General features: G+C 63.2%; 18 protein-coding genes and 1 tRNA gene. 9 read left to right on the forward strand and 10 right to left on the reverse strand.

Features of this window, described 5'->3' with window-relative positions; all coding sequences use genetic code 11:
* The first annotated feature begins 78 nt into the window (after positions 1–78).
* The 4 genes from NRB16_RS01865 (at position 79) to NRB16_RS01880 (ending at position 6562) form a co-directional block, all read left to right on the forward strand.
* Positions 79–1281: a TolC family protein gene (locus NRB16_RS01865; RefSeq protein ID WP_045494966.1), complete on the forward strand. Its 1203-nt coding sequence runs from the start codon at positions 79–81 to the stop codon at positions 1279–1281.
* Positions 1282–1338: 57 nt separating this feature from the next.
* Positions 1339–2676: an efflux RND transporter periplasmic adaptor subunit gene (locus tag NRB16_RS01870; protein ID WP_253141809.1), complete on the forward strand. Its 1338-nt coding sequence runs from the start codon at positions 1339–1341 to the stop codon at positions 2674–2676.
* Positions 2677–2696: 20 nt separating this feature from the next.
* On the forward strand, positions 2697–5840 hold the full coding sequence (locus NRB16_RS01875) for a CusA/CzcA family heavy metal efflux RND transporter (RefSeq protein ID WP_257105322.1): 3144 nt from the start codon (positions 2697–2699) through the stop codon (positions 5838–5840).
* Between the two features lie 392 nt (positions 5841–6232).
* Positions 6233–6562, forward strand: coding sequence for a DUF2790 domain-containing protein (locus NRB16_RS01880; protein WP_257105323.1), 330 nt, complete (start codon positions 6233–6235; stop codon positions 6560–6562).
* Positions 6563–6933: 371 nt separating this feature from the next.
* Here NRB16_RS01880 and NRB16_RS01885 read toward each other — a convergent pair whose 3' ends face one another.
* From NRB16_RS01885 to NRB16_RS01910, 6 genes are all read right to left on the reverse strand, one after another.
* Positions 6934–7752: a class I SAM-dependent methyltransferase gene (locus tag NRB16_RS01885; RefSeq protein WP_045492391.1), complete on the reverse strand. Its 819-nt coding sequence runs from the start codon at positions 7750–7752 to the stop codon at positions 6934–6936.
* 80 nt (positions 7753–7832) lie between these two features.
* Positions 7833–8663 (reverse strand): ABC transporter ATP-binding protein, encoded by an 831-nt coding sequence (locus tag NRB16_RS01890; RefSeq protein ID WP_045492389.1) that lies wholly within the window; start codon positions 8661–8663, stop codon positions 7833–7835.
* Positions 8660–9703: an iron chelate uptake ABC transporter family permease subunit gene (locus NRB16_RS01895; RefSeq protein ID WP_257105324.1), complete on the reverse strand. Its 1044-nt coding sequence runs from the start codon at positions 9701–9703 to the stop codon at positions 8660–8662. The genes NRB16_RS01890 and NRB16_RS01895 overlap by 4 nt, the downstream gene beginning before the upstream one ends.
* The gene (locus tag NRB16_RS01900; RefSeq protein ID WP_045492385.1) at positions 9700–10701 is read right to left on the reverse strand and encodes an iron ABC transporter permease; all 1002 of its coding nucleotides are present in this window, start codon (positions 10699–10701) and stop codon (positions 9700–9702) included. Before NRB16_RS01900 ends, NRB16_RS01895 begins: the two co-directional genes overlap by 4 nt.
* Positions 10702–10820: 119 nt before the next feature.
* Positions 10821–11714, reverse strand: a complete 894-nt coding sequence (locus tag NRB16_RS01905) for an ABC transporter substrate-binding protein (protein ID WP_045492383.1) — start codon at positions 11712–11714, stop codon at positions 10821–10823.
* A gap of 171 nt (positions 11715–11885) precedes the next feature.
* Positions 11886–12617 (reverse strand): GntR family transcriptional regulator, encoded by a 732-nt coding sequence (locus NRB16_RS01910; protein WP_257105325.1) that lies wholly within the window; start codon positions 12615–12617, stop codon positions 11886–11888.
* Between the two features lie 117 nt (positions 12618–12734).
* On the opposite strand from NRB16_RS01910, the gene NRB16_RS01915 reads away from it, so the two are divergent.
* Both NRB16_RS01915 and dctA read left to right on the forward strand, forming a co-directional pair.
* Positions 12735–14090, forward strand: coding sequence for an adenylosuccinate lyase family protein (locus NRB16_RS01915; RefSeq protein WP_257105326.1), 1356 nt, complete (start codon positions 12735–12737; stop codon positions 14088–14090).
* Between the two features lie 70 nt (positions 14091–14160).
* Positions 14161–15462, forward strand: coding sequence for a C4-dicarboxylate transporter DctA (dctA, locus tag NRB16_RS01920; RefSeq protein WP_045494962.1), 1302 nt, complete (start codon positions 14161–14163; stop codon positions 15460–15462).
* A 111-nt stretch (positions 15463–15573) separates the two neighbouring features.
* On the opposite strand, the gene NRB16_RS01925 is transcribed toward dctA, so the two are convergent.
* The gene (locus NRB16_RS01925) at positions 15574–16479 is read right to left on the reverse strand and encodes a LysR substrate-binding domain-containing protein (protein WP_257105327.1); all 906 of its coding nucleotides are present in this window, start codon (positions 16477–16479) and stop codon (positions 15574–15576) included.
* A 209-nt stretch (positions 16480–16688) separates the two neighbouring features.
* On the opposite strand from NRB16_RS01925, the gene NRB16_RS01930 reads away from it, so the two are divergent.
* Both NRB16_RS01930 and NRB16_RS01935 read left to right on the forward strand, forming a co-directional pair.
* Complete coding sequence (locus NRB16_RS01930; protein WP_045492375.1) at positions 16689–17969, forward strand: dicarboxylate/amino acid:cation symporter; 1281 nt, start codon at positions 16689–16691, stop codon at positions 17967–17969.
* A gap of 12 nt (positions 17970–17981) precedes the next feature.
* Positions 17982–19499 carry an aspartate/glutamate racemase family protein gene (locus NRB16_RS01935; RefSeq protein ID WP_045492373.1) on the forward strand — a complete coding sequence of 506 codons (1518 nt, stop codon included), beginning with the start codon at positions 17982–17984 and terminating at the stop codon, positions 19497–19499.
* On the opposite strand, the gene NRB16_RS01940 is transcribed toward NRB16_RS01935, so the two are convergent.
* The 3 genes from NRB16_RS01940 to NRB16_RS01950 form a co-directional block, all read right to left on the reverse strand.
* Positions 19425–20558, reverse strand: coding sequence for a FecR domain-containing protein (locus tag NRB16_RS01940; protein ID WP_052483531.1), 1134 nt, complete (start codon positions 20556–20558; stop codon positions 19425–19427). The two genes, NRB16_RS01935 and NRB16_RS01940, sit on opposite strands and share 75 nt — an antisense overlap.
* On the reverse strand, positions 20551–21063 hold the full coding sequence (locus tag NRB16_RS01945) for a sigma-70 family RNA polymerase sigma factor (RefSeq protein WP_045492371.1): 513 nt from the start codon (positions 21061–21063) through the stop codon (positions 20551–20553). The genes NRB16_RS01940 and NRB16_RS01945 overlap by 8 nt, the downstream gene beginning before the upstream one ends.
* Before the next feature lie 197 nt (positions 21064–21260).
* Positions 21261–22886: an NADP-dependent glyceraldehyde-3-phosphate dehydrogenase gene (locus NRB16_RS01950; RefSeq protein ID WP_257105328.1), complete on the reverse strand. Its 1626-nt coding sequence runs from the start codon at positions 22884–22886 to the stop codon at positions 21261–21263.
* Positions 22887–23048: 162 nt separating this feature from the next.
* Here NRB16_RS01950 and NRB16_RS01955 point away from each other — a divergent pair.
* Positions 23049–23124, forward strand: a tRNA-Asn gene (locus NRB16_RS01955).
* Positions 23125–23311 lie beyond the last annotated feature (187 nt).

A 23311-nucleotide genomic window follows, 5' to 3' on the forward strand; every position in this document is an offset into this window, starting at 1 on the left:
TCGGCCCCTTTCGGGGCTGTTTTTGTGTTGCGTCGGGGGTGTCAAGTGTCTGGGGATCGTAAACCATATCGACTGATGATTCGCGCCGGGGTGCTGTGTGCCCTGCTGTTGCCGGCCAGTCATCTGCATGCGGCGCCGTTGACCCTGGCGGCCGCAATCGATGCCGCCTTTGCGCGCAATCCGGAGCTTGCCGCAGTCCGCCAGGACATCGGTATCGCCGAAGGCGAGCGGCGTCAGGCTGGCCTGTTGCCCAATCCCGAGCTGTCCTGGGAGGCAGAAGACACCCGCCGCGACACCCGCACCACCACGGTGATGCTCAGCCAGGCGCTGGAGCTGGGGGGCAAGCGTGGTGCGCGCATCGATGTAGCCGAACGCGGCCAGGACGCGGCGCGCCTGGAACTGGAGCGGCGCAGCCTGGAGCTGCGCGCCGATGTGCTGCTGGCTTTCCATGCCGCGGCGCGGGCGCACACCGCCGTCGAACTGGCCGGTCAGTCGCTGCAACTGGCCGAGCGTGGTTTGCGGGTGGCTGACGGCCGGGTACGGGCCGGCCAAGTGTCGCCGGTCGAGGCAACCCGCGCCCAGGTGCAACTGGCCGAAACCGAACTGCAACTGCGCAAGGCCCGCACCGCCCAGGCCGACAGCCTGCGCCAGCTAGCCAGGGTTATCGGGACGCAGGAGGGTGAGTTCGACAGCCTGCACAGCGCCGATCTGGCACCCGGCCAGGCGCCGACAGCGGCAGCATTGTTCGACCGGCTTGAGCAGGCCCCCGCCTTGCGCCTGGCCGAGGCGCAGATCCAGCAGCGTGAAGCCATGCTCGGTTCGGCGCGTGCCCAGCGGGTTCCCAACCTGACCGTCAGTGTCGGCAGCCAGTACAGCCGTGAAGACCGCGAGCGGGTCAATGTGGTTGGCATGTCGATGCCGTTGCCGCTGTTCGATCGCAACCAGGGCAACGTACTGGCCGCATCCCGGCGCGCCGATCAGGCCCGCGATCTGCGCAACGCCGTTGAGCTGGACCTGCGCACCCGCACCCGTTCGGCCCTGGAGCAGTGGAGCACCGCCAGCAGTGAAGTGGAGTCGTTCAGCCGCATCATCCTGCCTGCCGCGCAGCAAGCCGTGGACACGGCCACCCGCGGTTTTGAAATGGGCAAGTTCGGCTTCATCGACGTGCTCGATGCCCAACGCACCCTGATCGACGCCCGTGGCCGTTACCTCCAAGCCCTGGCCGCCGGCAGTGAGGCCCGCGCCGCCATCGAGCGCATCTACGGCGCCAACCCCCTCTGATCCGATTCCGGCTTGCGCCGCGCGCGCAGTGCAGGCCATGACCTTGCAGGAGCTTTCATGAACAACAAACGCAGCCTGGCCATTGCGGTGGCGCTGGTCGCCCTGGGCGGCATCGGCAGTCTGACCCTGAACGACGAACGCGGCGCAGTGCTGGCCAGTGCTCAGGCGGCACCAGCGGGCCACGAAGCGCACGACCATGACCATCCCGAGCCGGCCAACGCCGACGCCCCCAAACCTGACGGGCAGGCTCATGCCCGGCAAGAGGGACACAAGGACGATGACGGGCACAAGGATGAACAGGCGCATGGGGCCGATGAACATGGCAATGCAGAGCAAGGCGCTGATGAGCACGGCCACGAAGAAGAGCAAGGGCAGGTCGAGTTATCCGCCGAGCAGATTCGCGCCGCCGGCATCGAGCTGGCGGTCGCCACAACCCGGCCGCTGAACCTGTCGGCCAGCTTTCCCGGCGAGATCCGGTTTGATGAGGACCGCACCGCGCACATCGTGCCGCGGGTCAGCGGGGTGGTAGAGCGAGTGATGGTCGAATTGGGCCAGCAAGTCAAAAAAGGCCAAGTGCTGGCAGTGATCTCCAGCCCGCAGATCGCAGACCAACGCAGTGAGCTGAGCGCTGCCCAGCGCCGCCTGGAAACCGCCGGCAGCACATTACAGCGGGAAAAGACCCTCTGGCAGGACAAGATCTCTGCCGAACAGGACTACCAACTGGCCCGTCAGGCCTATCAGGAGGCGCAGATCAATGTCGCCAATGCCCGGCAGAAACTCTCGGTCATCGGCGCCGGGCTGAGCCCTGATGGCGGCAACCGCTATGAACTGGTTGCCCCGTTCGACGCGATGATCGTCGAGAAGCACCTGAGCATCGGTGAGGTGGTCAACGAGGCCAGCAATGCCTTCACGTTGTCGGACCTGTCGCGGGTCTGGGCCACGTTTGGTGTCACGGCCAAGGACCTGGACAAGGTCATGATCGGTCGTGAGGTGGTGGTCACCGCGCCAGACCTCAATGCCCAGGTGCAGGGCAAGGTCGGTTATGTCGGCAACCTGCTCGGTGAACTGAGCCGCACCGCCCAGGTGCGGGTGACCCTGGCCAACCCGCAAGGCGCCTGGCGCCCCGGACTGCTGGTCAACATCGAGGTGGCGACGGCTGACGGTCAGGCGGCGTTGAGCGTGCCGGAGGCCGCCTTGCAGACCGTTGAAAACAATACCGTGGTGTTCCTGCGCAATGCCGAGGGCTTCAAGGCCCAGCCGGTAATGACCGGGCGCCGTGCCAACGGCCATGTGGAGGTCCTCGGTGGCTTGCAGGCCGGTGCGCAGATCGCCGCTGCCGGCAGTTTCGTCTTGAAGTCGGAGCTGGGCAAAGGCTCGGCCGAGCACTCTCACTAACAGGCCATGAGTAAATCCGCATGTTTGAACGCCTGATTCAATTCGCTATCGAGCAGCGCATCGTGGTGATGCTCGCTGTCTTGCTCATGGCCGGTCTGGGGATCGTCAGCTATCAGAAGCTGCCCATCGACGCGGTCCCGGACATTACCAACGTCCAGGTGCAGATCAACACCGCTGCACCGGGCTTTTCGCCACTGGAAACCGAGCAGCGCATCACCTTTGCCATCGAAACCGCAATGGCCGGTCTGCCCGGCCTGCAGCAGACCCGTTCGCTGTCGCGCTCGGGGCTGTCGCAAGTCACGGTGATTTTCAAAGAGGGCACTGACCTGTTCGCCGCCCGCCAGTGGGTCAGCGAGCGCTTGCAGAATGCCCGTCAGCAATTGCCGGCCGGGACCGATGCGATCATGGGCCCGGTGTCCACCGGGCTTGGGGAGATCTTCCTGTGGACGGTGGAAAGCAAACCCGGTGCGCTCAAGGAAGACGGCACCGCCTATACCCCCACCGACCTGCGGGTGATCCAGGACTGGATCATCAAGCCGCAACTGCGCAATGTGCCAGGGGTGGCAGAGATCAATACCATCGGCGGCTTCGCCCGGCAGTTCCAGATCGCTCCGGACCCGCGCAAGCTGGCGGCCTACAAATTGACCCTGGCTGACCTGCTGACTGCGCTTGAGCGCAACAACGCTAACGTTGGCGCCGGTTATGTGGAGCGTGGCGGCGAGCAATTGCTGATTCGTGCGCCCGGCCAGTTGGGCAGCCTGCAAGACATCGCCAACGTCGTGGTGACCAGCGCCCAGGGCACGCCGGTGCGGGTCAGTGATGTGGCTGAGGTAATGATCGGCAAAGAGCTGCGCTCTGGTGCCGCCACCGAGAATGGCCGCGAAGTGGTGCTGGGCACCGTGTTCATGCTGATCGGCGAGAATAGCCGCACGGTCTCGCAGGCCGTGGCGGCAAAGCTGGCAGAGATCAACCGTAACCTGCCTGAGGGCGTGGTGGCGGTGACTGTCTACGACCGCACCAACCTGGTCGAAAAGGCCATTGCCACGGTGAAGAAGAACCTGATCGAAGGGGCGATCCTGGTCATCGTCATTCTGTTTCTGTTTCTCGGTAATATCCGCGCCGCGTTGATCACCGCCATGGTGATTCCGTTGTCGATGCTGTTCACTTTCACCGGGATGTTCAGCAACCGGGTCAGCGCCAACCTGATGAGCCTGGGCGCGCTGGACTTCGGCATCATCGTCGACGGCGCCGTAGTGATCGTCGAGAACTCGATCCGCCGTCTGGCCCATGCGCAACACAAACATGGTCGCCTGCTGACCCGCAGCGAGCGCTTCCATGAAGTGTTTGCCGCCGCGAAAGAGGCGCGCCGCCCGCTGATTTTTGGTCAGTTGATCATCATGGTGGTGTACCTGCCGATCTTTGCCCTCACCGGGGTCGAGGGCAAGATGTTCCACCCGATGGCCTTTACCGTGGTGATCGCCCTGCTTGGCGCGATGATCCTGTCGGTGACCTTCGTGCCAGCGGCCATTGCCATGTTCGTCACCGGCAAGGTCAAGGAAGAAGAGGGGTTGGTGATGCGCAAGGCGCGTCAGGGCTATGCCCCGGTATTGCGCTGGGTGCTTGGTCATCGCGCGGCTGCCTTTGCCGTGGCGGTGCTGTTGGTGGTGTTGTCCGGCTTTACCGCCAGCCGCATGGGCAGCGAGTTCATTCCCAGCCTGAGTGAAGGCGACTTTGCCTTGCAGGCGTTGCGGGTGCCGGGCACCAGCCTCAGCCAGTCGGTCGACATGCAGCAGCGTCTGGAAAAGGCCGTGATGGAAAAAATGCCGGAAGTCGAGCGGGTCTTCGCCCGGACCGGCACCGCCGAAATCGCCGCCGACCCGATGCCGCCGAACATTTCTGACAGCTACGTGATGCTCAAAGACCGCAGTGAATGGCCGGACCCGGACAAGCCCCGTGAAACCCTGATTGCCGAACTGCAAGCGGCAGCGGCCGGCGTGCCGGGCAGCAACTATGAACTGTCGCAGCCGATCCAGTTGCGCTTCAACGAGCTGATTTCCGGGGTACGCAGCGATGTGGCGGTCAAGGTGTTTGGCGACGACATGCAGGTGCTTAACCAGACCGCTGCACAAATCGCCGCCAGCCTGCAGAACGTGCCAGGCGCCTCCGAGGTGAAAGTCGAACAGACCACCGGCCTGCCGATCCTGACCATTAACATCGACCGCAACAAGACCGCGCGCTACGGCCTCAATATCGGTGATGTGCAGGACGCGATCGCGATTGCCGTCGGTGGTCGTGAGGCCGGCACCTTGTACGAAGGCGACCGCCGCTTCGACATGGTGGTGCGTCTGCCGGAAAACCTGCGCACAGACCTCGACGCCTTGGCCAGTCTGCTGATACCGGTGCCAGGCATCGCTGGAGCGGGTGCTGCCGGGCAGCAGATCGGCTTCATCACCCTGGCCCAGGTCGCCAGCCTGGATCTGGAACTGGGGCCGAACCAGATCAGCCGGGAAAACGGCAAGCGGGTGGTGGTGGTCAGCGCCAACGTGCGTGGGCGTGACCTGGGCTCATTTGTTGCTGAGGCGGGGCAGACCTTGCAAGAGCAGGTACGGATTCCGGCCGGTTACTGGACCACCTGGGGTGGGCAATTCGAGCAACTGCAATCGGCGGCGCAGCGTTTGCAGATCGTGGTGCCGATCGCCTTGCTGCTGGTGCTGACCCTGTTGTTCATGATCTTCAACAACCTCAAGGACGGCCTGCTGGTGTTCACCGGCATTCCCTTCGCGTTGACCGGCGGCGTGCTGGCGCTGTGGCTGCGCGACATCCCGCTGTCGATCTCGGCCGGGGTGGGCTTTATCGCCTTGTCGGGCGTGGCGGTACTCAACGGTCTGGTGATGATCTCGTTCATCCGCAACCTGCGCGAAGAAGGCCGTTCACTGGCCGATGCGATCAACGAAGGCGCCTTGACCCGCTTGCGTCCGGTATTGATGACCGCCCTGGTAGCGTCGTTGGGCTTCATCCCCATGGCACTTGCCACCGGCACTGGCGCGGAAGTGCAACGGCCGCTGGCGACTGTGGTGATCGGCGGCATCCTGTCATCCACCGCACTGACCCTGCTGGTGCTGCCAGCGCTGTACCAGTGGGCGCACCGGCGCGAGCAGGACTGATCCGGCAACCCTGAATCACACAACCCGCCCTAGGGGCTGTTGACGTTTCAGCGCAGGCCGCGTTGCAGCGCCAAATCGTGTCAGGCGAGGCGAAGGACGCAGGAAATGGTCGCTCCCTTTTCAAGTCCTTCAACGAAGCATGGCGCGATTTGGGGCGCAACCCGCAGGGCCGTGGCTGTTTTGTCACACACACTTCAACAGAGTGAAGCCTATGCAGGCCGACAAAACAGACCTCGGCGCGGTTGTGATGAAACGTCAACAGCCCCTAGTGAGATGGCGGGTTTTTTGTTTATCTGTCAGGCAGTTGCAGATGACGAAATGGTAATGCGCAGGTAATGCCCGGTTAATCCGCGCCTCGTTAACCTGAGGCCATCTTTTGACGGAGAACCACCATGCGTATGTTCAAGATGCTTTTCGCCGGCCTCGTTCTGACCCTGCCACTGGCCGCCCAGGCCTACAGCCCCAACCACACCTTTTCGGAAAAAACCGCCCAGGCCTGGCGCGAGACCGTACAGCAATACGCCGACAAAGCCGGCCAGCCTGCACCGCAGATCGAAGAGTATCGCTACGGCATGCCACTGGATGTTGCCCAGGTCAAATTCCAGAGCCCGCTGGGCAAAACCTGCGATGTCGTCTCGCGCCTGATGGTCTACGAAGACACCCAAGGCACACTCAAAGCCGTGCGCTACCAGGCGATGAGTGATTGCCGGTCTAATCAGTAAGGCGTCAGCCTGACCCACACTGTTGGCTGGCTGGCTGCTGTTGCTCTGTTCTTGCTCTTCGTACCGAGATGGCACAGACGACGCAAATCGCGACTTGGGCGCTGGCCGAAGGTAGGCGGCGATTCGGGGGAGAAACTGGCAGGGAAGCCAGTTTCAGGTGCGCTGGGCAGGGATGCCCATCGCGCCGGCCCCCGAATCGATGCCGGACGGAGGGAAGTTCGCCCGCAGGGCGGACCCAAGCCAGGAGCAATGCCTTTGGTTACTTTGGGCGAAACCAAAGTAACTCGCCCGTCGGGGCGAAACCCGCAGCCCAGACAACCGCGGCAAAGACCCTTGCATAAAGCGAAAGGCCTTCGCGGTTAAAACCGCTCCTACGGCTTCACAAACTTCAAAGTGAACCGATCCGACTCCCCAATCGCCGCATATTTCGCCTTGTCCTGCTCGCCGAGCTTATAGGTCGGCGGCAGGCTCCAGACCCCGGCCGGGTAGTCCTTGGTGTCCTTGGGATTGGCATTGACCTCACTCTTGTCAGCCAGCTTGAACCCCGCATCCAGCGCCAGCTTCACCACGTAATCAGTCGGCAGATAACCGGTCTGCTTATTGCTCGCCAGATCCGTCCCATCCTTGGCTCGATGATCCTCCACACCCAAAACACCACCGGGCTTGAGCACCTTGAAAAACGCCGCAAACGTCGCCTCGGCGGTGTTCGCGTCGGTCCAGTTATGCACATTGCGGAACGTCAGCACCCGGTCTGCCGAAGCCGCCGGGCCGAATACCGGCGCCTTGGGATCGAACGCCACCACCTGGGCATTGGCAAATCGCTTTGGGTCATCCTTGAACCGGGCTTTGATCCGCTCTGCCGCCTTCTGGTAATACTCGCCGGAGGCCGGATCCTGCACCGCAGCGATGTAATGCCCGTGATCCTTGACCAGCGGCGAGATGATCTCGCTGTACCAGCCGCCACCTGGGCTGATCTCGATCACCGTCTGGTTGGCCTGCAAGCCGAAGAATTGCAGAGTCTCCTTGGGGTGACGATAGACATCCCTGGCACTGTTGTCTTTCGAGCGCCAGTCGCCCGCCAGCACCTCGGTGTATTGCTGGTCGCTGATCGTGACGGGATGGTTGGCCGCGTGGGTAACAGACGGTGCGAGCAGGGTCGTGAGGGTCAGAGCCAGGAGCGTCGGTTTCATATTCATCCTGAAAAAAGTGACTGTGAAGGAAACCTAACACGCGACTGTGTAACATCCTTGCAACATTTTCTGCTCTGCACCTAACCGACAGTTCTAATGCGCTGCACGCCAGCAATGATCGGCGTACCGCTATGCGGATCGCGCAGCAACTCGCATTTGACCCCGTACAATTGCTCGACCAGATCGCCGGTGACCACCTCGGCCGGCGCCCCTTCGGCCACGATGCGGCCGTCCTGCATCGCCACCAGATAATCGGCATAACGACAGGCGCTGGACAGGTCGTGAACCACCATGACGATGGTCTTGCCTGCTTTGGCCAGAGCGCCAATCAGCTCGAACACCTCGATCTGATGGCCGAGGTCCAGGGCCGAGGTGGGTTCGTCGAGCAGCAACAGCGGCGTGGCCTGGGCGATAGCCATGGCGATCCAGGCGCGCTGGCGCTGGCCGCCGGACATCGACTCCAGTGGTCGGTGCTCCAGCGCGCTCAGGTCGGCGGCGGCAATCGCCGCATCGACGATCAGCCGGTCCTGCTCCGACCACTGACTGAGCATACCTTGATGCGGCTGACGGCCGAAGCGCACCAGTTCATGGACGGTCAGGCCATCCGGGGCGCTGGCGTCCTGGGGCAACAGTGCCAGACGCCGGGCCACAGTGCGGGTCGGCAGCTCGCTGATGGCTTTGCCATCGAGCAGCACCGCACCGGCACTGGGCTTGTGCAGACGGCTGAGCCCGGCCAGCAAGGTCGACTTGCCGCAACCGTTGGGGCCGACAATCGCGGTGACCTGCTGCTGCGGCACGCGCAACGACAGCCCTTCAATGATCCGCGTGCGGGCGTAGTCCAGGCTCAGCTCCCGGGCTTGCAGGTCGGCAACCGGGGCATCGCTGTGCAGTAGCGCAGGGTTGAGGCTCATGGGGTACTCCGTGCGGGTTGGCGGATCAGGATCCACAGCAGATAAGGGCCGCCAACGATGGCGGTGACGATGCCCACGGGAATTTCCAGCGGTGCCAGCAGGGTGCGTCCGCTCCAGTCGGCACAGACCATCAACAGCGCGCCGGCCAGTGCGGCATTGACTAGCGGCACGCCGCGATGGCCCGACAGGTAACGGGCCAGTTCCGGTGCGGCCAGGGCTATCAGGCCAACCGGGCCGACCACCGCGACTGCCAGCCCGGTGAGCAAAACGGTCAGGGCGAGGATCATGATCCGCACCCGTCGCAGCGCGATGCCGAGCCCTTGTGCCACTTGGTCGTTGAAACGCAGGGTCGCCAGCGCACGGGTCAGGGCCAGGCAGCAGGGCAGCGCCAGCAACAGGCCGATGCCCAGGCTCTGGACCGCCAGCCAAGGCCGGGCGCTGAGGGTGCCGACGGTCCAGGGGTAGGCGAGGTTGGCGCTGTCGATGTCGGTGCGCGCCAGCATCAGGTTGGTCAGCGCGCCGAACACCGCGCCAACGCCAATGCCGACCACGATAAAGCGATAGCCACGCGAGCCGCTGCCGCCTAGCCCGAATGCCAGGGCGGCGGCGGTCAGTGCACCGATCAGCGCCAACCCCGAAGGGGCCAGGCTGGTAGGGATAGCGACAATCGATGCCACGGCGAAGGCGGTTGCGCCGTCGTCGATGCCGATCACGCCGGGGGTGGCCAAGCGGTTACGCGCCAGGGTTTGCAGCAGGCAGCCGGCCGCGCCCAGTGCTGCGCCACTCAGCAACCCGGCGAGCAGGCGCTCCAGGCGCAGCTCGCGGATCAGGAACACATTCAGGGTGTCGCCCTGGCCGAACAGTGCCAACCCGGCGCCCCACGGGCTGAGCCCGGCAGCGCCGCTGGCCAGGCTGACCGCGCAAACCACCAGCAACGCCAGCGTCAGGCCGCAGGTGGCGGCGGTGGCGCGCTTGGGCAACAGCAGCGAGTAACGACCCGTGCGGATCAGCCAGTAGCCGGCAAGCGGTGGCAGGTTCATAGGCGGGGAATCCTCTGACCACGCACCACGGCAATCAGGATCGGTGCGCCGATAAAGGCGGTAATGACCCCGATCGGCAGTTCGTAAGGGCGTACGCTCAGGCGCGACAGGATGTCGGCCAGAATCAGCACACAAGGGCCGAGCAATAGCGAAGGCAACAGGCTGCGACGGATGTCCGGGCCGACCAGACGCCGCGCCACGAAGGGCACAATCAGGCCAATGAAGCCGATCGGCCCGGCCGCCGAGGTGGCAGTGCCGACCAACAGCGCCACGGCGATCAACGCCCAGAAGCGTACCCGCTGCGGATGATGGCCGAGCCCGCTGGCCATGCGTTCCCCCAGTGCCAGGCTGGCCAGCGGGCGGATCAGCGGCAGCAGCAACAACAGCCCGGCGATCACCCCCGGCACGCTCCACAGCAGCGTATCGGCCGAGCGACCGGCCAGGGCGCCGATGATCCAGAAACGGATTTCATCGGCGCTGCGTTGGTCGTGCAGCAGAATCAACGCGGTCAAGGCACTCAGCAGGCTGCTGAACGCCGCCCCGGCCAGCACCAGCCGCACCGGGTCATTGCCCAGCGTGGCGACCCGGCTGACCAGCAGCACCAGCAGGCAGCCGACCAGTGCACCTGTGACCGCCACGCCCAGATTGACCGTCGCCGAGCTGGCGCCCCAGGCCACCGCCAGCACCACCGCCAGCGACGCCCCGGCACTGACGCCGAGCAGACCCGGCTCGGCCAGCGGGTTGCGGGTGGTGGCTTGCAAGACGATCCCGGCCGCGCCCAGCGCTGCGCCGACCAACAGGCCGAGCAGGGTGCGTGGCCAGCGCAGTTCGAAGACCACGAAACGGTCCTCTGCGCTGCCCTGGCCAAGCAAGGTTCGCAAGGCCGATGCCGGGTTGGTGTCGCCCGCGCCGAACAACAGGCTGGCGAGGGTGACCAGCGCCAGCAAGCTGGCGCAGGCCAGGAGGGTGGTGCGGTAGGGCGGGTTGATTGCAGTCATCGTTACGTCTGAAGAGGGAGTCTTTATCCCGTAGGCGCGGTCGGGCGGCGATCCGCTTTAGCCGCGAAAGGCTTCGCAGCTAAAGCTGCTCCTACGCGAAGCTTCTTATGCCTTGTAGATCAAGGCTTGAGGAACACCTTCTCCAGATCATCCAGCACTTTATTGGCGGCCAGCGGGCCGGACCCGCTGGACCAGACCTGGCCGTCGACATCGATCACCTGCTTGTTGCGCACCGCGCCCAGACGCTCGAAAGCCGGTTGCTGACGTGCTGTTGCCAGGGTCTTGGCGCCATCGCTGTTGAGGCTGGCGACGAACAGCCAGTCGGCGTCGATCTTGCTCAGGTTCTCCAGGCTCAGGATGTCGCTGTGCGGCTTGCTCAGGCTGCTGGCCAGCTCAGTGCTCTTGAAACCGGCGGCGCTCAGCAACTGACCGGCAAAGATCTTGCTCGACATGGTCATCGGCCCCTGCGGGTTCCAGCGCACCACCGAGACGCTTTGCCCGGCCGGGACGTTGGCTTTGAGTGCCTCGATGCGCGTGTCGATGGCCTGCAGCACGGCCTTGCCTTGCGCTTCACGGTCCAGTGCCTTGGCGTAGAACCGCGTACCGTCCTGCCAGCCGGCGCTGCTGTCGCCCTTGGCCACCACGGTGGGCGCGATGCGGCTGTAGGCGGCGTACAGCTCTTTGTTGATGGTGCTGGAGGTCAGGATCAGGTCCGGCTTGAGCTTGAAAATCGCTTCAATATTCGGCGCCCGGCTGGTGCCGACGATAGCTGGATTGCCGGCCTTGTCTTTCAGGTAGCTGGAGACCTGGTCACTGCCACGGGTGGAGACCGTGCCGACCGGCTGGATACCCAGCGCCAGGGCGGTATCGAAGCTGTCCTCATCGAGGGTGATGACCCGCTGCGCGGTGCCTTGCAGTTTGATCGGCCCATAAGCGGTGTCGACAATGCGCTCGGCGGCGTGCAACGGGCCAGCCAGAAAGGCAAGCATCAGCAGGCTGAGGGTTTTGAGCATGGCGGGCGTCCTTTCAAGGCAAAGAGAAACGTCGGCGCCATGGCTGCAACAGGATAGGGAGAAACAGCAAATCCAGAGCGCTTGACGCATCAGTCAGGCGCTGGATGCTAGTTTTTCTCATTTGAGAGTAAAGCGTTTTTACATTTTATACATTGGCCGCCACGGGCCGATTCAGCTGCGGTCGCGCTTCATCTGCAACACCAGAGTGAAGCGGTCATCGGGGTGGATCGTCTCCGAAGCGACAATCAACTCGCCGCTATCATCGCGATACTGGCGCAGAATCTTCAGCCCCGGCGAGCCCGGTTCGGCGTTGAGTTTTTTCGCCAGCGCGGCGTCAAGCAGTACCGCGCGTACCTGCTGGTCGATGACGTCGATGTACCGGCCAAAACACGCCTCGATTAGGGTGGCGATCAGCACGCCGGGCTGCTCGCGGGCCTGCTCGATGACGTCGGCGTAATCGTCCTGGGCGTAGACATCGGTCCAGCACAACGGCGCATTGGGGTGCTCGCGGTCGATCCGCACACTGGACACACAAAAGTAATGCTCGCCCGGTTGCAGGCCAAGCCGCTTGGCCTGGGCAATGTCGGCGACAAAGTGGCGGACATCCTGAATATCGCGCTGCTGGGTCTCGGCCAGATGGGCAAGGTCCGACACCGTCGCCAGTGAGTGCGAGTAGCCGCCGCGTGGCGAGCTGGCTTCGACCCGGGTGCCGACCCGTTTGCGCCGTGACACCAGGCCTTGGGTCTGCAACTGGTTGATCGCGGCCCGCACTGTATGACGGCTGACTTCATAGAGCTCACACAGCTCGAATTCGGTCGGCAACAGGCTGCCCACCGGGTATTTCCCTGACCCGATGCCCTCCATCAAGTCCCTTGCCAGCACCGCATAGCGCGTTTCGTTCATGCCTTTTGTCAGCCTCGTCAGATCAACCGGTTGACAGTGTATCAGTGTGCTGGCAACAATTATGTACGTACATAATAAATATGTACGGCCAATAACAACATTTCAGGATACTGCCCCATGTCCACCACCGTTTTTGACTCCACTCTGTTTCGCGACATGTTCGGTACTGCCGAGATGCGCGGGGTGTTCTCCGACAAGGCGTTGATCGAGCGTTACATCGAGGTCGAAGTGGCCCTGGCCCGCGCCGAGGCGCGCTGTGGCGTGGTGCCAGCCGAAGCCGCCGAGCAGATCGCCGCGCTGTCGCGCTACGAGTCGCTTGACCTGGCACTGATGCAGCACGAGACCGAGATCGTCGGCTACCCGATCCTGCCGCTGGTCGAGCAACTGTCGAAACTCTGCGGTGAGGCAGGCCGCTACGTGCACTGGGGCGCGACCACCCAGGACATCATGGACACCGCCGTGGTCCTGCAGGTCCGCGCCGCGCTGGCGATCGTCGAGCGCGACATCCAGGCGGTGCGCGGCCTGCTGGCCGGTCTGGCGCAGCGCTATCGCGACACGCCGATGGCTGGCCGTACCCACCTGCAGCACGCCTTGCCGATCACCTTCGGCTACAAGTGCGCAGTCTGGCTGAGCATGTTCGACCGGCATGCCGAGCGCCTGGTTGAGCTGCGTCCGCGGGTTGAAGTGGGGCAGTTCGCCGGTGCCGCCGGCACCCTGGCTTCGCTGGGTGACAAAGGCCTGGAAGTGCAAGAGGCACTGATGGCTGAACTGGGTCTGGGTGTGCCGCAGGCGACCTGGCATGTGGCCCGCGACGGCCTGGCCGAGACGCTGAACTTCCTCGGTCTGGTTACCGGCTCACTGGGCAAGATCGCCCTGGACATCATGATGATGATGACCAGCGAGCTGGGCGAAGCCTACGAGCCGTTCGTCAAGGGCCGTGGCGCCAGCAGCACCATGCCGCAGAAGCGCAACCCGATCAGTTGCGAACTGATGTACGCCGCCGCCAAAGGTGTGCGCCAGCAGGCCGGGCTGATGCTCGATGCGATGATCCAGGACTTCGAGCGCTCCACAGGTCCCTGGCAGGCCGAATGGATCGCCATTCCGGAAGCCTTCGCGCTGAGCGCCGCCTCGCTGGGCCAGGCCAGATTCATGCTGGCAGGGCTCGATGTGCGCACCGAGCGGATGCGCGAGAACCTCGACATGACCCAGGGCCTGATCGTCGCTGAAGCCGTGATGATGGGCCTGGCCCCGGCACTGGGTCGTCAGGTTGCCCACGATGTGGTGTACGCCGCCTGCCGCCTGGCCAACGATCAGCGCATCAGCCTGCTCGATGCCTTGCTGGCCCAGGGCGAGGCCACTGCCGAACTGGACGTCGAAGCGCTCAAGCGCCTGACCGACCCGGCCAACTACCTGGGCCTGGCGCCACAAATGGTCGACCTGGCCCTGGCGCGTCCCGGCGCCGTGCCACGTTAAGTCCTTGCGGGCCCTGCTGCCTGCGGGGCCCGACTTATTGCCGATCTATAACAACAACGAGAACGCAATCATGTCTGCAACTGCGAAAAAACCGCTGTACAAGGACCTGACCTTTCAGGTCGTCGCGGCCATGTTCCTGGGTATCGCCTTTGGCTTTATCGCACCGGAACTGGCAGCCAAGTTCAAGATCCTTGGCGACATTTTCCTCAAGCTGATCAAGACCGCCGTTGCCCCGCTGGTGTTTTTCACCGTGGTGCATGGCATCGCTTCGGCCGGCGACATCAAGCGCGTTGGCAAGGTCGGCTGGCGTGCGCTGCTCTACTTCGAGATCGTCTCGACCGTCGCTCTGGCTATTGGCCTGATCTGGGGCAACCTGCTGCAGATCGGGTCGGGCATGCACGATGCGCATCCGAGTAGCGCCGCCGCGGCTGCCTCCGCGGCAGCGGTTGCCAAGGGCCATGCGCCGACCTCGACCATGGACTTTATTTACGGCATCTTCCCGGACAATTTCGTCGGCGCATTCGCCGGCGGGCAATTGCTGCAGGTGCTGGTGATCTCGATCTTCTTCGGCTTTGCCCTGTTGGCCCTGAAGCAAGAGCGCCGGGAAGTCATTGAGGATGGCCTGAACCGGGTTTCCGAAGCGTTCTTTGAATTCATCAACCTGATCATGAAGTTCGCCCCGCTGGGTGCGTTCGGTTCGGTGGCCTATGCGGTGGGCAGCAACGGCACCGCCGTGCTGATGTCACTGGCCAACCTGGTGCTGATGTTCTACGTCTGTGTGGCGTTTTTCATCATCGTGGTGCTGGGCACGGTGTGCCGGTTGTCAGGCTTTAGCCTGTGGCGCTTTCTCAAGTACATCAAGGATGAGGTGTTCATTGTGCTGGGCACGGCGTCTTCTGAAAGCGCGCTGCCACGCCTGTTGCAGAAGCTGGAAAAATTCGGTTGCTCCAAGCAGAGCGTCGGCCTGGTGCTGCCCACCGGCTATGCGTTCAACCTCGACGGCACCTCGATTTACATGTCGCTGTGCGTGCTGTTCATCGCCAACGCTTACGGCGTGCCGCTGAGCTGGGAGCAGCAGCTGGGGATTCTCGCCATCATGCTGGTGACCTCCAAGGGCGCGGCGGCGGTATCGGGCGGCAGCTTCGTGGTGTTCGCCGCCACCGTCACCGCCATCGGCGTGCTGCCGGCCGAGGGCCTGGCGCTGCTGTTTGGTGTGTACCGCTTCATGTCCATGGCCATTGCCACCTGCAACACCATCGGCAACAGCGTTGCCACCGTGGTGGTTGCCAAATGGTCCGGCGAGTTTGCCGAGGACACTGCCAGGGCTGAATACACCCGCGTGCTGGGGCGTAGTCCGCAAGCCGCTTTGTAGTCAGATTAAAAGCTTGGTCAGCAACCGGAGCGCCGGCCGGCCACTCCCAGCGGATTTGCGTCGTGCTCACATAGCTGAGCACTACGCAGACACGCTGGGAGTCGGCTTGGCCTACGAATGCGGCAGCTCAAGCGAACGCCACAACTCCAGCAGTGCCGGGTTGCTGTTGCCAATACGGCGAAACGCATGAATCTCCAGCTCGGTACTCCAGCGTTGGTCGCCGGCGCGCACCAGCGTACCGTTGGCCAACTCGTCCGCCACCGCCGATTCCGGCAACCAGGCCACGCCATAGCCGCCGTGCACCATCTTTGCCAGGTGCATGGCCATGTCGGCTTCATGGCAGCGCTCAAGCGCCACCGGGGTTGCGGCATTGCGCAGGATCAGATCGGTGACCCTGCCCAATAACGACGTTGCGGTGTAGGCCAGATAGGGCAGCGGCGCCTCTGCCGAGCCTGGCAGGACATGCAGCGGCTGGCCGCTGCGGTCCGGGCTGCAGATCGGAACCAGCGCGTCATGGCCCAGGCGCAGGCCGACGAATTTGTCCGGGTCGAGAAAGATCGGTGCCTGCGGGTGGCTGTAACCGAGCATCAGGTCGCAATGCCCTTCGGCCAGGGCAATCACCGCATCGTGAACGTTGGCCGACAACACCCGTGCGTTCAGCGCCGGTTGTTGCTGGCGATGATTGACCAGCCATTTGGGCACAAAGGTCATCGCCAGGGTATGCCCGGCCACTACCTGCAGCGAGCGCCCCGGCATGCGGTCGCCACGGCGCAGGTCCGAGCGCAGCTCCATGAACAGCGCCAGGGCTTCTTTGCCCTGCTCGCAGAACGTCCGCCCGGCGCGGGTCAGCTGCACCGGGTAGGTGCTGCGGTCGACCAGTTCCACGCCGACCCATTCTTCCAGCGAACGAATACGCCGCGACAACGCCGATTGAGTGATGCAGCGCTGGTCGGCGGCCCGCGAGAAGTTCTTGGTCTCGGCCACGGCCAGCAGATCGTCGATCCATTTGGTGTGCATGGTGGGCTCGTTGTGTACAGGGGCGTTTATGGGAGGCAGCGTTATGCCGACAGGCTGGACGATTATGGCCTCCGATTCGCGGCCATTGGCCAACTATTCCGATTTTGCATCAAGTTATGGTGCGATCTCATCAACTCGCCTTGCCGACACCCTTAGCCTGTGTCCAATCCGGCGGTCCTTACGGGCCGCCGCCATCGACCGAGGGGCCTATGAACAACAAGAATCTGCCGAAATACATCGCCGTCGCCATTGTGCTGGGCATCATCGTGGGCTGGATCTGCAACCGCTATGCGGTAGACGAGCAGAGCGCCAAACGCATCGCCGGCTACTTCAGCCTGGTCACTGACATTTTTCTGCGCATGATCAAGATGATCATTGCACCGCTGGTCTTTGCCACGCTGGTGGGCGGCATCAGCAGCCTGGGCAGTTCCGGCTCGGTCGGGCGCATCGGTCTGCGCTCGATGCTGTGGTTTGTCAGCGCCTCGGTGTTCTCGCTGGCACTGGGCATGCTGCTGGTCAACGTTTTCCAGCCTGGCGCGGGCCTGAACATGACCGTCGCGCAGGTCAGCCAGGCCGGTGCAGTGGTCAATGCCGGTGACTTCAGCCTCAAGACCTTTATCAGCCATGTGTTCCCGCGCAGCATTGCCGAAGCCATGGCCAACAACGAAATCCTGCAGATCGTGGTGTTCTCGATTTTCTTCGGTCTGGGCCTGGCTTATCTGAAAAATCAGGGTCACTCGTTCATTGGTCAGGCGGTGGATGAACTGGCCAAGGTGATGTTCCGCATCACCGACTACGTGATGCTGTTTGCGCCGCTGGGTGTGTTCGCTGCTCTGGCGGCTGCGGTGACCACCCAGGGTATTGGCCTGTTGCTGGACTACAGCAAGCTGATCGGCCAGTTCTACCTGGGTATCCTGATTCTGTGGGCGACGCTGTTCGCGGTGGGGTATGTGTTTCTGGGCAAGCCGGTGCTGACTCTCGGCAAGCTGATTCGCGAGCCGGTGCTGCTGGCGTTCTCGACGGCGAGCAGCGAGTCGGCCTACCCGAAGACCATTGATGCCCTGGAGAAATTCGGCGCGTCCAAGAAGGTATCGAGTTTCGTGCTGCCGCTGGGTTATTCGTTCAACCTTGATGGTTCGATGATGTATCAGGCCTTTGCCATCATGTTCATCGCCCAGGCCTACAACATCGACCTCAGCTTTACCCAGCAGTTGTTGATCTTGCTGACCCTGATGATCACCAGTAAGGGGATGGCCGGCGTGGCGCGGGCTTCGGTGGTTGTGGTGGCGGCGACCTTGCCGATGTTCAACCTGCCTGAAGCCGGCCTGCTGTTGATTCTGGCCATCGACCAGTTTCTCGACATGGGCCGTACCGCCACCAACGTAGTGGGCAATAGCATCGCCACGGCGGTGATCGCCAAACTCGAAGAGCGCCGCGACCTGCAAGCGCCACCGCAAGCGGACTCCCAACCCGCCGCGGCCCGTGCCTGATCGAGGGTAATCATGACTTCTGCGAACCTGGCGGCCGGCAAGGACCGCACCCTGGGCATCATCGGCGGGCTGGGTGCCCTGGCCGGTGGTGACCTGTTCTTCAAACTGCTCAAGAGCCAGCCGCTGCTGGCCGATCAGGGCCGTTATCACCTGTTGTTCGAGCAGCGCCCGTTCAAGGACCTCAAGCGCACGCTGGATGCCGGGGCCAGCATGACCTCACGCAAGCTGTATGTGTTCCAGGCCTGCCAGCGCTTCGCCGAACAGGGGGCTGACGCAGTATTGGTGCCCTGTTTCGCCAGCCATACCTTTCTCGATGAGCTGACTGCCGAACTGGAGGTTCCGGTGATCAATCTGTTCGATGCGCTGCGCCAGTGTCTGGCGCTCCAGTTCAGCCCAGGCAGCCACCTGGGGATATTGGCGTCCGATTACGTACGGGCTGCGGGGCTATTTGAGCGGTTCCTGGGCGAGCAATACGTGCTTGTCTATCCGTCGGTGCAGAGCCAGGCGGCGCTGATGGAGGCGGTGTATGGCCGCAACGGCATCAAGGCCGGACAGCTGGACGGTAGCGCCCAGGAACTGCTGTATCAGGCAGGCCTGGAGCTGGTCGGGCAGGGCGCACAGGTATTGCTGCCGGGCATGACCGAGCTGTCGTTGCTCAGCGAAGCACTTCAGCAGCGCGGCCTGCAACTGCTGGACATCAACCGGTTGTATGCCGACTTTGCCGCTTGCAGTGAACCCGTCTCAGTCCAGGCGCCATTCAAGCTGGGGGTTGTCGGCGGCGTCGGGCCGGCAGCCACGGTGGACTTCATCGGCAAGGTGGTGCGGCATACTCCGGCCGGCAAGGATCAGGAGCACATCAAGCTGGTCGTGGAGCAGAATCCGCAGATTCCGGACCGCACCGCCAACCTGCTGCATCAGGACACTGACCCGACGGTGGCAATGTATGCTACCTGCAAACGCCTGCAGGAAGAGGGCGCCCAGGCCATCGCGATTCCGTGCAACACCGCCCATGCTTATGTGCAGCGCATCCAGGAACACTTGCAGGTGCCGATCATCAATATGCTGGAGGAGACCGTCGGGCATATCGGCCGCACCTGTGGGCTGGATGCCAAGGTCGGACTGCTGGCGACCTCCGGGACGGTCCAGAGCCGCGTCTACCATGACGCCGCCGAGCGTCTGGGGCTGGCGCTGATGCTGCCCGACCCGGCGCATCAGGCGCTGGTGATGAACGCCATCTACGGACCGGCCGGGGTCAAGGCCGGTTACACCCTGGGTGTGTGTCGCGAACAGTTGCTACAGGCCGCCGTGCATCTGGTGCAGCAGGGCGCGCGGGTGCTGATTCTGGGTTGCACTGAGCTGCCGCTGATTTTGCCCCAGGCTGATGACTTCTTGATTGACGGCGTCAGTGTGGCGCTGGTCGATCCGACCACGGTGCTGGCCCAGCGCTGCGTGGCACTAGCGGCTGATCACCAACAGCCAGGGGCTCCATTGGCTCAATTGCGCACCATGCGGCTGGGCCATGGCGCGTAGCGCCGCGTGCGGGTTGCGGGTGTCGTAAACCCCGGTGATGCGTTGTTCAGCCAAGCCTTGGTCTCGTAACCAGACCTTGCCCGGCAGGTAGCGGCGCAGTTGCTCGACGACATCGCCCAGCCGGGCGTTTTCGGCAATCAACTGACCGTTGCGCCAACTGGCGATCCGGCCGGCGGGCAGGGTGTCGAGTTGGGCCAGATGCTTGTCACGGTCGAACACCAGCCGCTGGCCTACGGTCAGGCCGGCACTGAGCAGGCGCGACGAGCCAGGCTCCTGGACCTTGACCGAGCCGTGCTGGACCGCGACTTCGATGTGCTTACCGTCCACATCGACATTGAAGGCCGTGCCGGTCACAGTCACGTCCAGGTCTTTGGCGTGCACCGTGAAGGGCTTGCCGGGGTCGGGCCTGACCTGAAAAAACGCCTGGCCGCTGAGCAAGTGAATACTCCGCCGCTCACCCGAATAGTCCACCGCCAGGGCGCTGCCCGAATCCAGCACCGCCAGGCTGCCATCAGGCAATTGCACCTCGCGGCGCTCGCCCTGGGCGGTCAGATAATCGGCTTGCAGACGGGTGCCGAGCTCAGGCGCAATCATCACCGTCAGGCACGCGGCCAATGCCGCGCTGGCGGCCCAGGCGAGCGTGCGCCGGCGCCGCGGGCGGGCTGGCAATGGGGCGGCAGGCGTAATAGAGAGCGGCGTTATGGGCGCAGCACTGGCAGCAGGCGGCACTGCTGGCCACAAATGCGCGGTGCTCGCCTGCATCTGCCCGGTCAACTGCCACACCTGCTCAGCCTTGCGCGCGGCTTCGGCGTTTTGCGCATCGGCCTGCTGCCACTGGCGAAATTGCGCACGCAAATGGGCATCTTGGGGTGCCTGACGGACACGCAGCAGCCAGTCCAGAGCGATATCCAGACGGGCCTGGCGAGGTTCGGCGTGGGACATATCCGGCATGGCTCCAGCGGTGGGCGGGGTGGGCGAGGGTGGCACAGAGTGACCCTGGCAGGCAAAGGACGGATGCGCGGCGATTTTTTTCAGATTTTTTTCTGCGCCTTCAGTCATGACCACGTTCCAGACGGGTTGCGCAGTGGCTCAAGGCGTCATGAACCAGTTGATGGACCAGGCCCACTGAAATGCCCATCGCCGCGGCGACCTGCTGCAAGGTGTAGCCGCCCAGCCGATGCATCTCGAACGCGATGCGGGTGCGTTCAGGCAGTTGCAACAGCGCATTGGCCAGCCGCTGCAATTGATCCTGACTGGCGACCTGCTGCTCGGGCGACGCGGTGCTGGCTGGCAAGTCGGCCAGCAGCGCATCACCGTCGGGCTGGCGCCGTTCGGTGGCCAGGCTGCGGGTCTGATCCAGCGCCAGATTACGCACGATGCGATACAGATAGCCTAACGGATGGTTGATCTCCAGATCGCCGGTTTGCCGGGCATTGAAGCGCAGCCAGGCTTCCTGCACCACATCCTCGGCACGCGCCCGGCAGCCGACAATGGGCGCGGCGTAATCGACCAGCGCGGCGCGATGGGTCAGGTAGAGGTCAAGTTTGCTGGCGGACGAATCCACGAAGATGAGTGCTCGGATCGCTGGGCAAGTGGCGGTATGTCCTGCCTTGAGCGGCGTATCCTACCCGTCTTCGATAATCATTATCAATTATGGGGGTGTCGTCGCTGCTCTTAGCCGGCCTCATCGGGCCCGTGAGAGCCTGCTTGCAGGTGAGCGGGCCGGCACAGGCACTGCAATGCCGATGCCGACCCCTGCCATCAGAAAATGTAATCGGTGGTCAAAAAGCTCGACTCGCGGTTACGGATGATGTCACTGACCAGTGCCTTGTTACTTTCCAGGAATTTGGTCGCCACCAAGGTACGGATCGAGAACACCCGCAACGCATCGTGTACCGAAAGCGTGCCTTCGGCCGAGTTCTTGCGCCCGTTGAACGGGTACTGGTCAGGGCCGCGCTGGCACTGGGCGTTGATATTGATCCGCCCGACCTGATTGGCAAAGGCATCCACCAGCCGCCCGACCTGCGCCGAGTCGTTGCCAAAAATGCTCAACTGCTGGCCGTAGTCGGAGTCCAGCACGTAGTCGATCACTGTCTGTAGCTCGCGGTAGACCACCACCGGCACGACCGGGCCGAACTGCTCCTCGTGATAGACGCGCATGGCCGGGGTCACCGGGTAGAGCAGGGCGGGGTAGAAGAAATTCTCCACTACTTCGCCACCGCCCTCGTTAATGACCCGCGCACCCTGGGCCACGGCATCGGCGACCAGACCTTGCAAATACTCGGTCTTGCCTGGCTCCGGCAACGGCGTCAGCGAAACCCCTGGCTCCCAGGGCATGCCGGGCTTGAGCTGGGCCAGTTTGCTCTGGAACTTGTCGAGAAACGCCTCGACCACGTCCTCATGCACGAACAGGATCTTCAGAGCCGTGCAGCGCTGGCCATTGAATGACAGGGAGCCTGTAATCGACTCGTTGACCGCGTTATCCAGATCCACATCCGGCAGCACGATCCCGGGGTTCTTGGCGTCCAGCCCCAGCACCGCGCGCAGGCGGTGCGGGCGCGGGTGCAGTTTTTTCAAATCGCTGGCGGCTTTGTTGGTGCCGATAAAGGCAAACACATCGACCTTGCCGCTGGCCATCAAGGCGCTGACCGTTTCCCGGCCACGGCCGTAGATCACGTTGATCACCCCGGCCGGGAAGCTGTCGCGGAACGCCTCCAGCAACGGGCGGATCAGCAGCACACCGAACTTGGCCGGTTTGAACACCACGGTATTGCCCATGATCAACGCCGGAATCAGGGTGGTGAAGGTTTCGTTGAGCGGGTAGTTGTACGGCCCCATGCACAGGGTCACGCCCAGCGGTACCCGGCGGATCTGGCCCAGCGTGTCCTGCTCCAGCTCGAAGCGGCTCGAACGCCGGTCGAGCTCCTTGAGGGCATTGATGGTGTCAGTGATGTAGTCGCAGGTACGGTCGAACTCCTTCTCGGAGTCTTTGAGATTCTTGCCGATTTCCCACATCAGCAGCCGTACCACCGGCTCACGCTGCTCGCGCATGCGCTTGAGAAACTGCTCTACATGCTGGATCCGCTCGACCACCCGCATGGTTGGCCAGGCGCCCTGACCCCGGTCATAGGCACGCACCGCGGCATTCAGTGCGGTCATCGCCGTATCGGCATCCATCAGCGGGGTGCTGCCGAGAATCACCGGCTCCAGCGCGTCGCCCCGGTGCACCGAAATCGGGCTGCGCACCGGGGCCAGAACGCCGGGCCAGGTTTCCAGAATGCCATCGACCAGATACTCGCGCTGCTCAATGGCCGGGCCCGGACGCCAGACCTCCGGAATCTGTTCGGCAGTGGGGAACAGGGATTGAAGACGGCTATCCTGCGGCATGACATTCACCTCGCTGTGATCGTTTGGGAAGGGATGGGCCAAGGCCACACTACGCCAGCTGGCTGAGTGGAAGAAGCCCGGATTGGGGCAGGCTGGCAGTTTTTCCGGATTTTTCTCGGGACGTGTTGACTTGCGTTTTGAAATCAGTAGGATAGCTCGCATTCCGCGATAGCTCAGTTGGTAGAGCAAGTGACTGTTAATCACTGGGTCCCTGGTTCGAGTCCAGGTCGTGGAGCCAAATTTTTGCGATGAAAATCAAGGCCTTACGCAGCTCCTGAAAAGCAGGCGTGCAAATGATGACTGATACGTCATTTGCACCTTGCCCAGGAAAACCAGCGTAAGGCCTTTTTTTCATTTTTGGTTACAAATTCGCTAACCGCTGTTTTGATGGTTCAACGCCGTCTCTCAATCAATCGATTAAGAGG

This window comes from Pseudomonas sp. LJDD11 (assembly GCF_024584215.1).
Lineage (GTDB): Bacteria > Pseudomonadota > Gammaproteobacteria > Pseudomonadales > Pseudomonadaceae > Aquipseudomonas.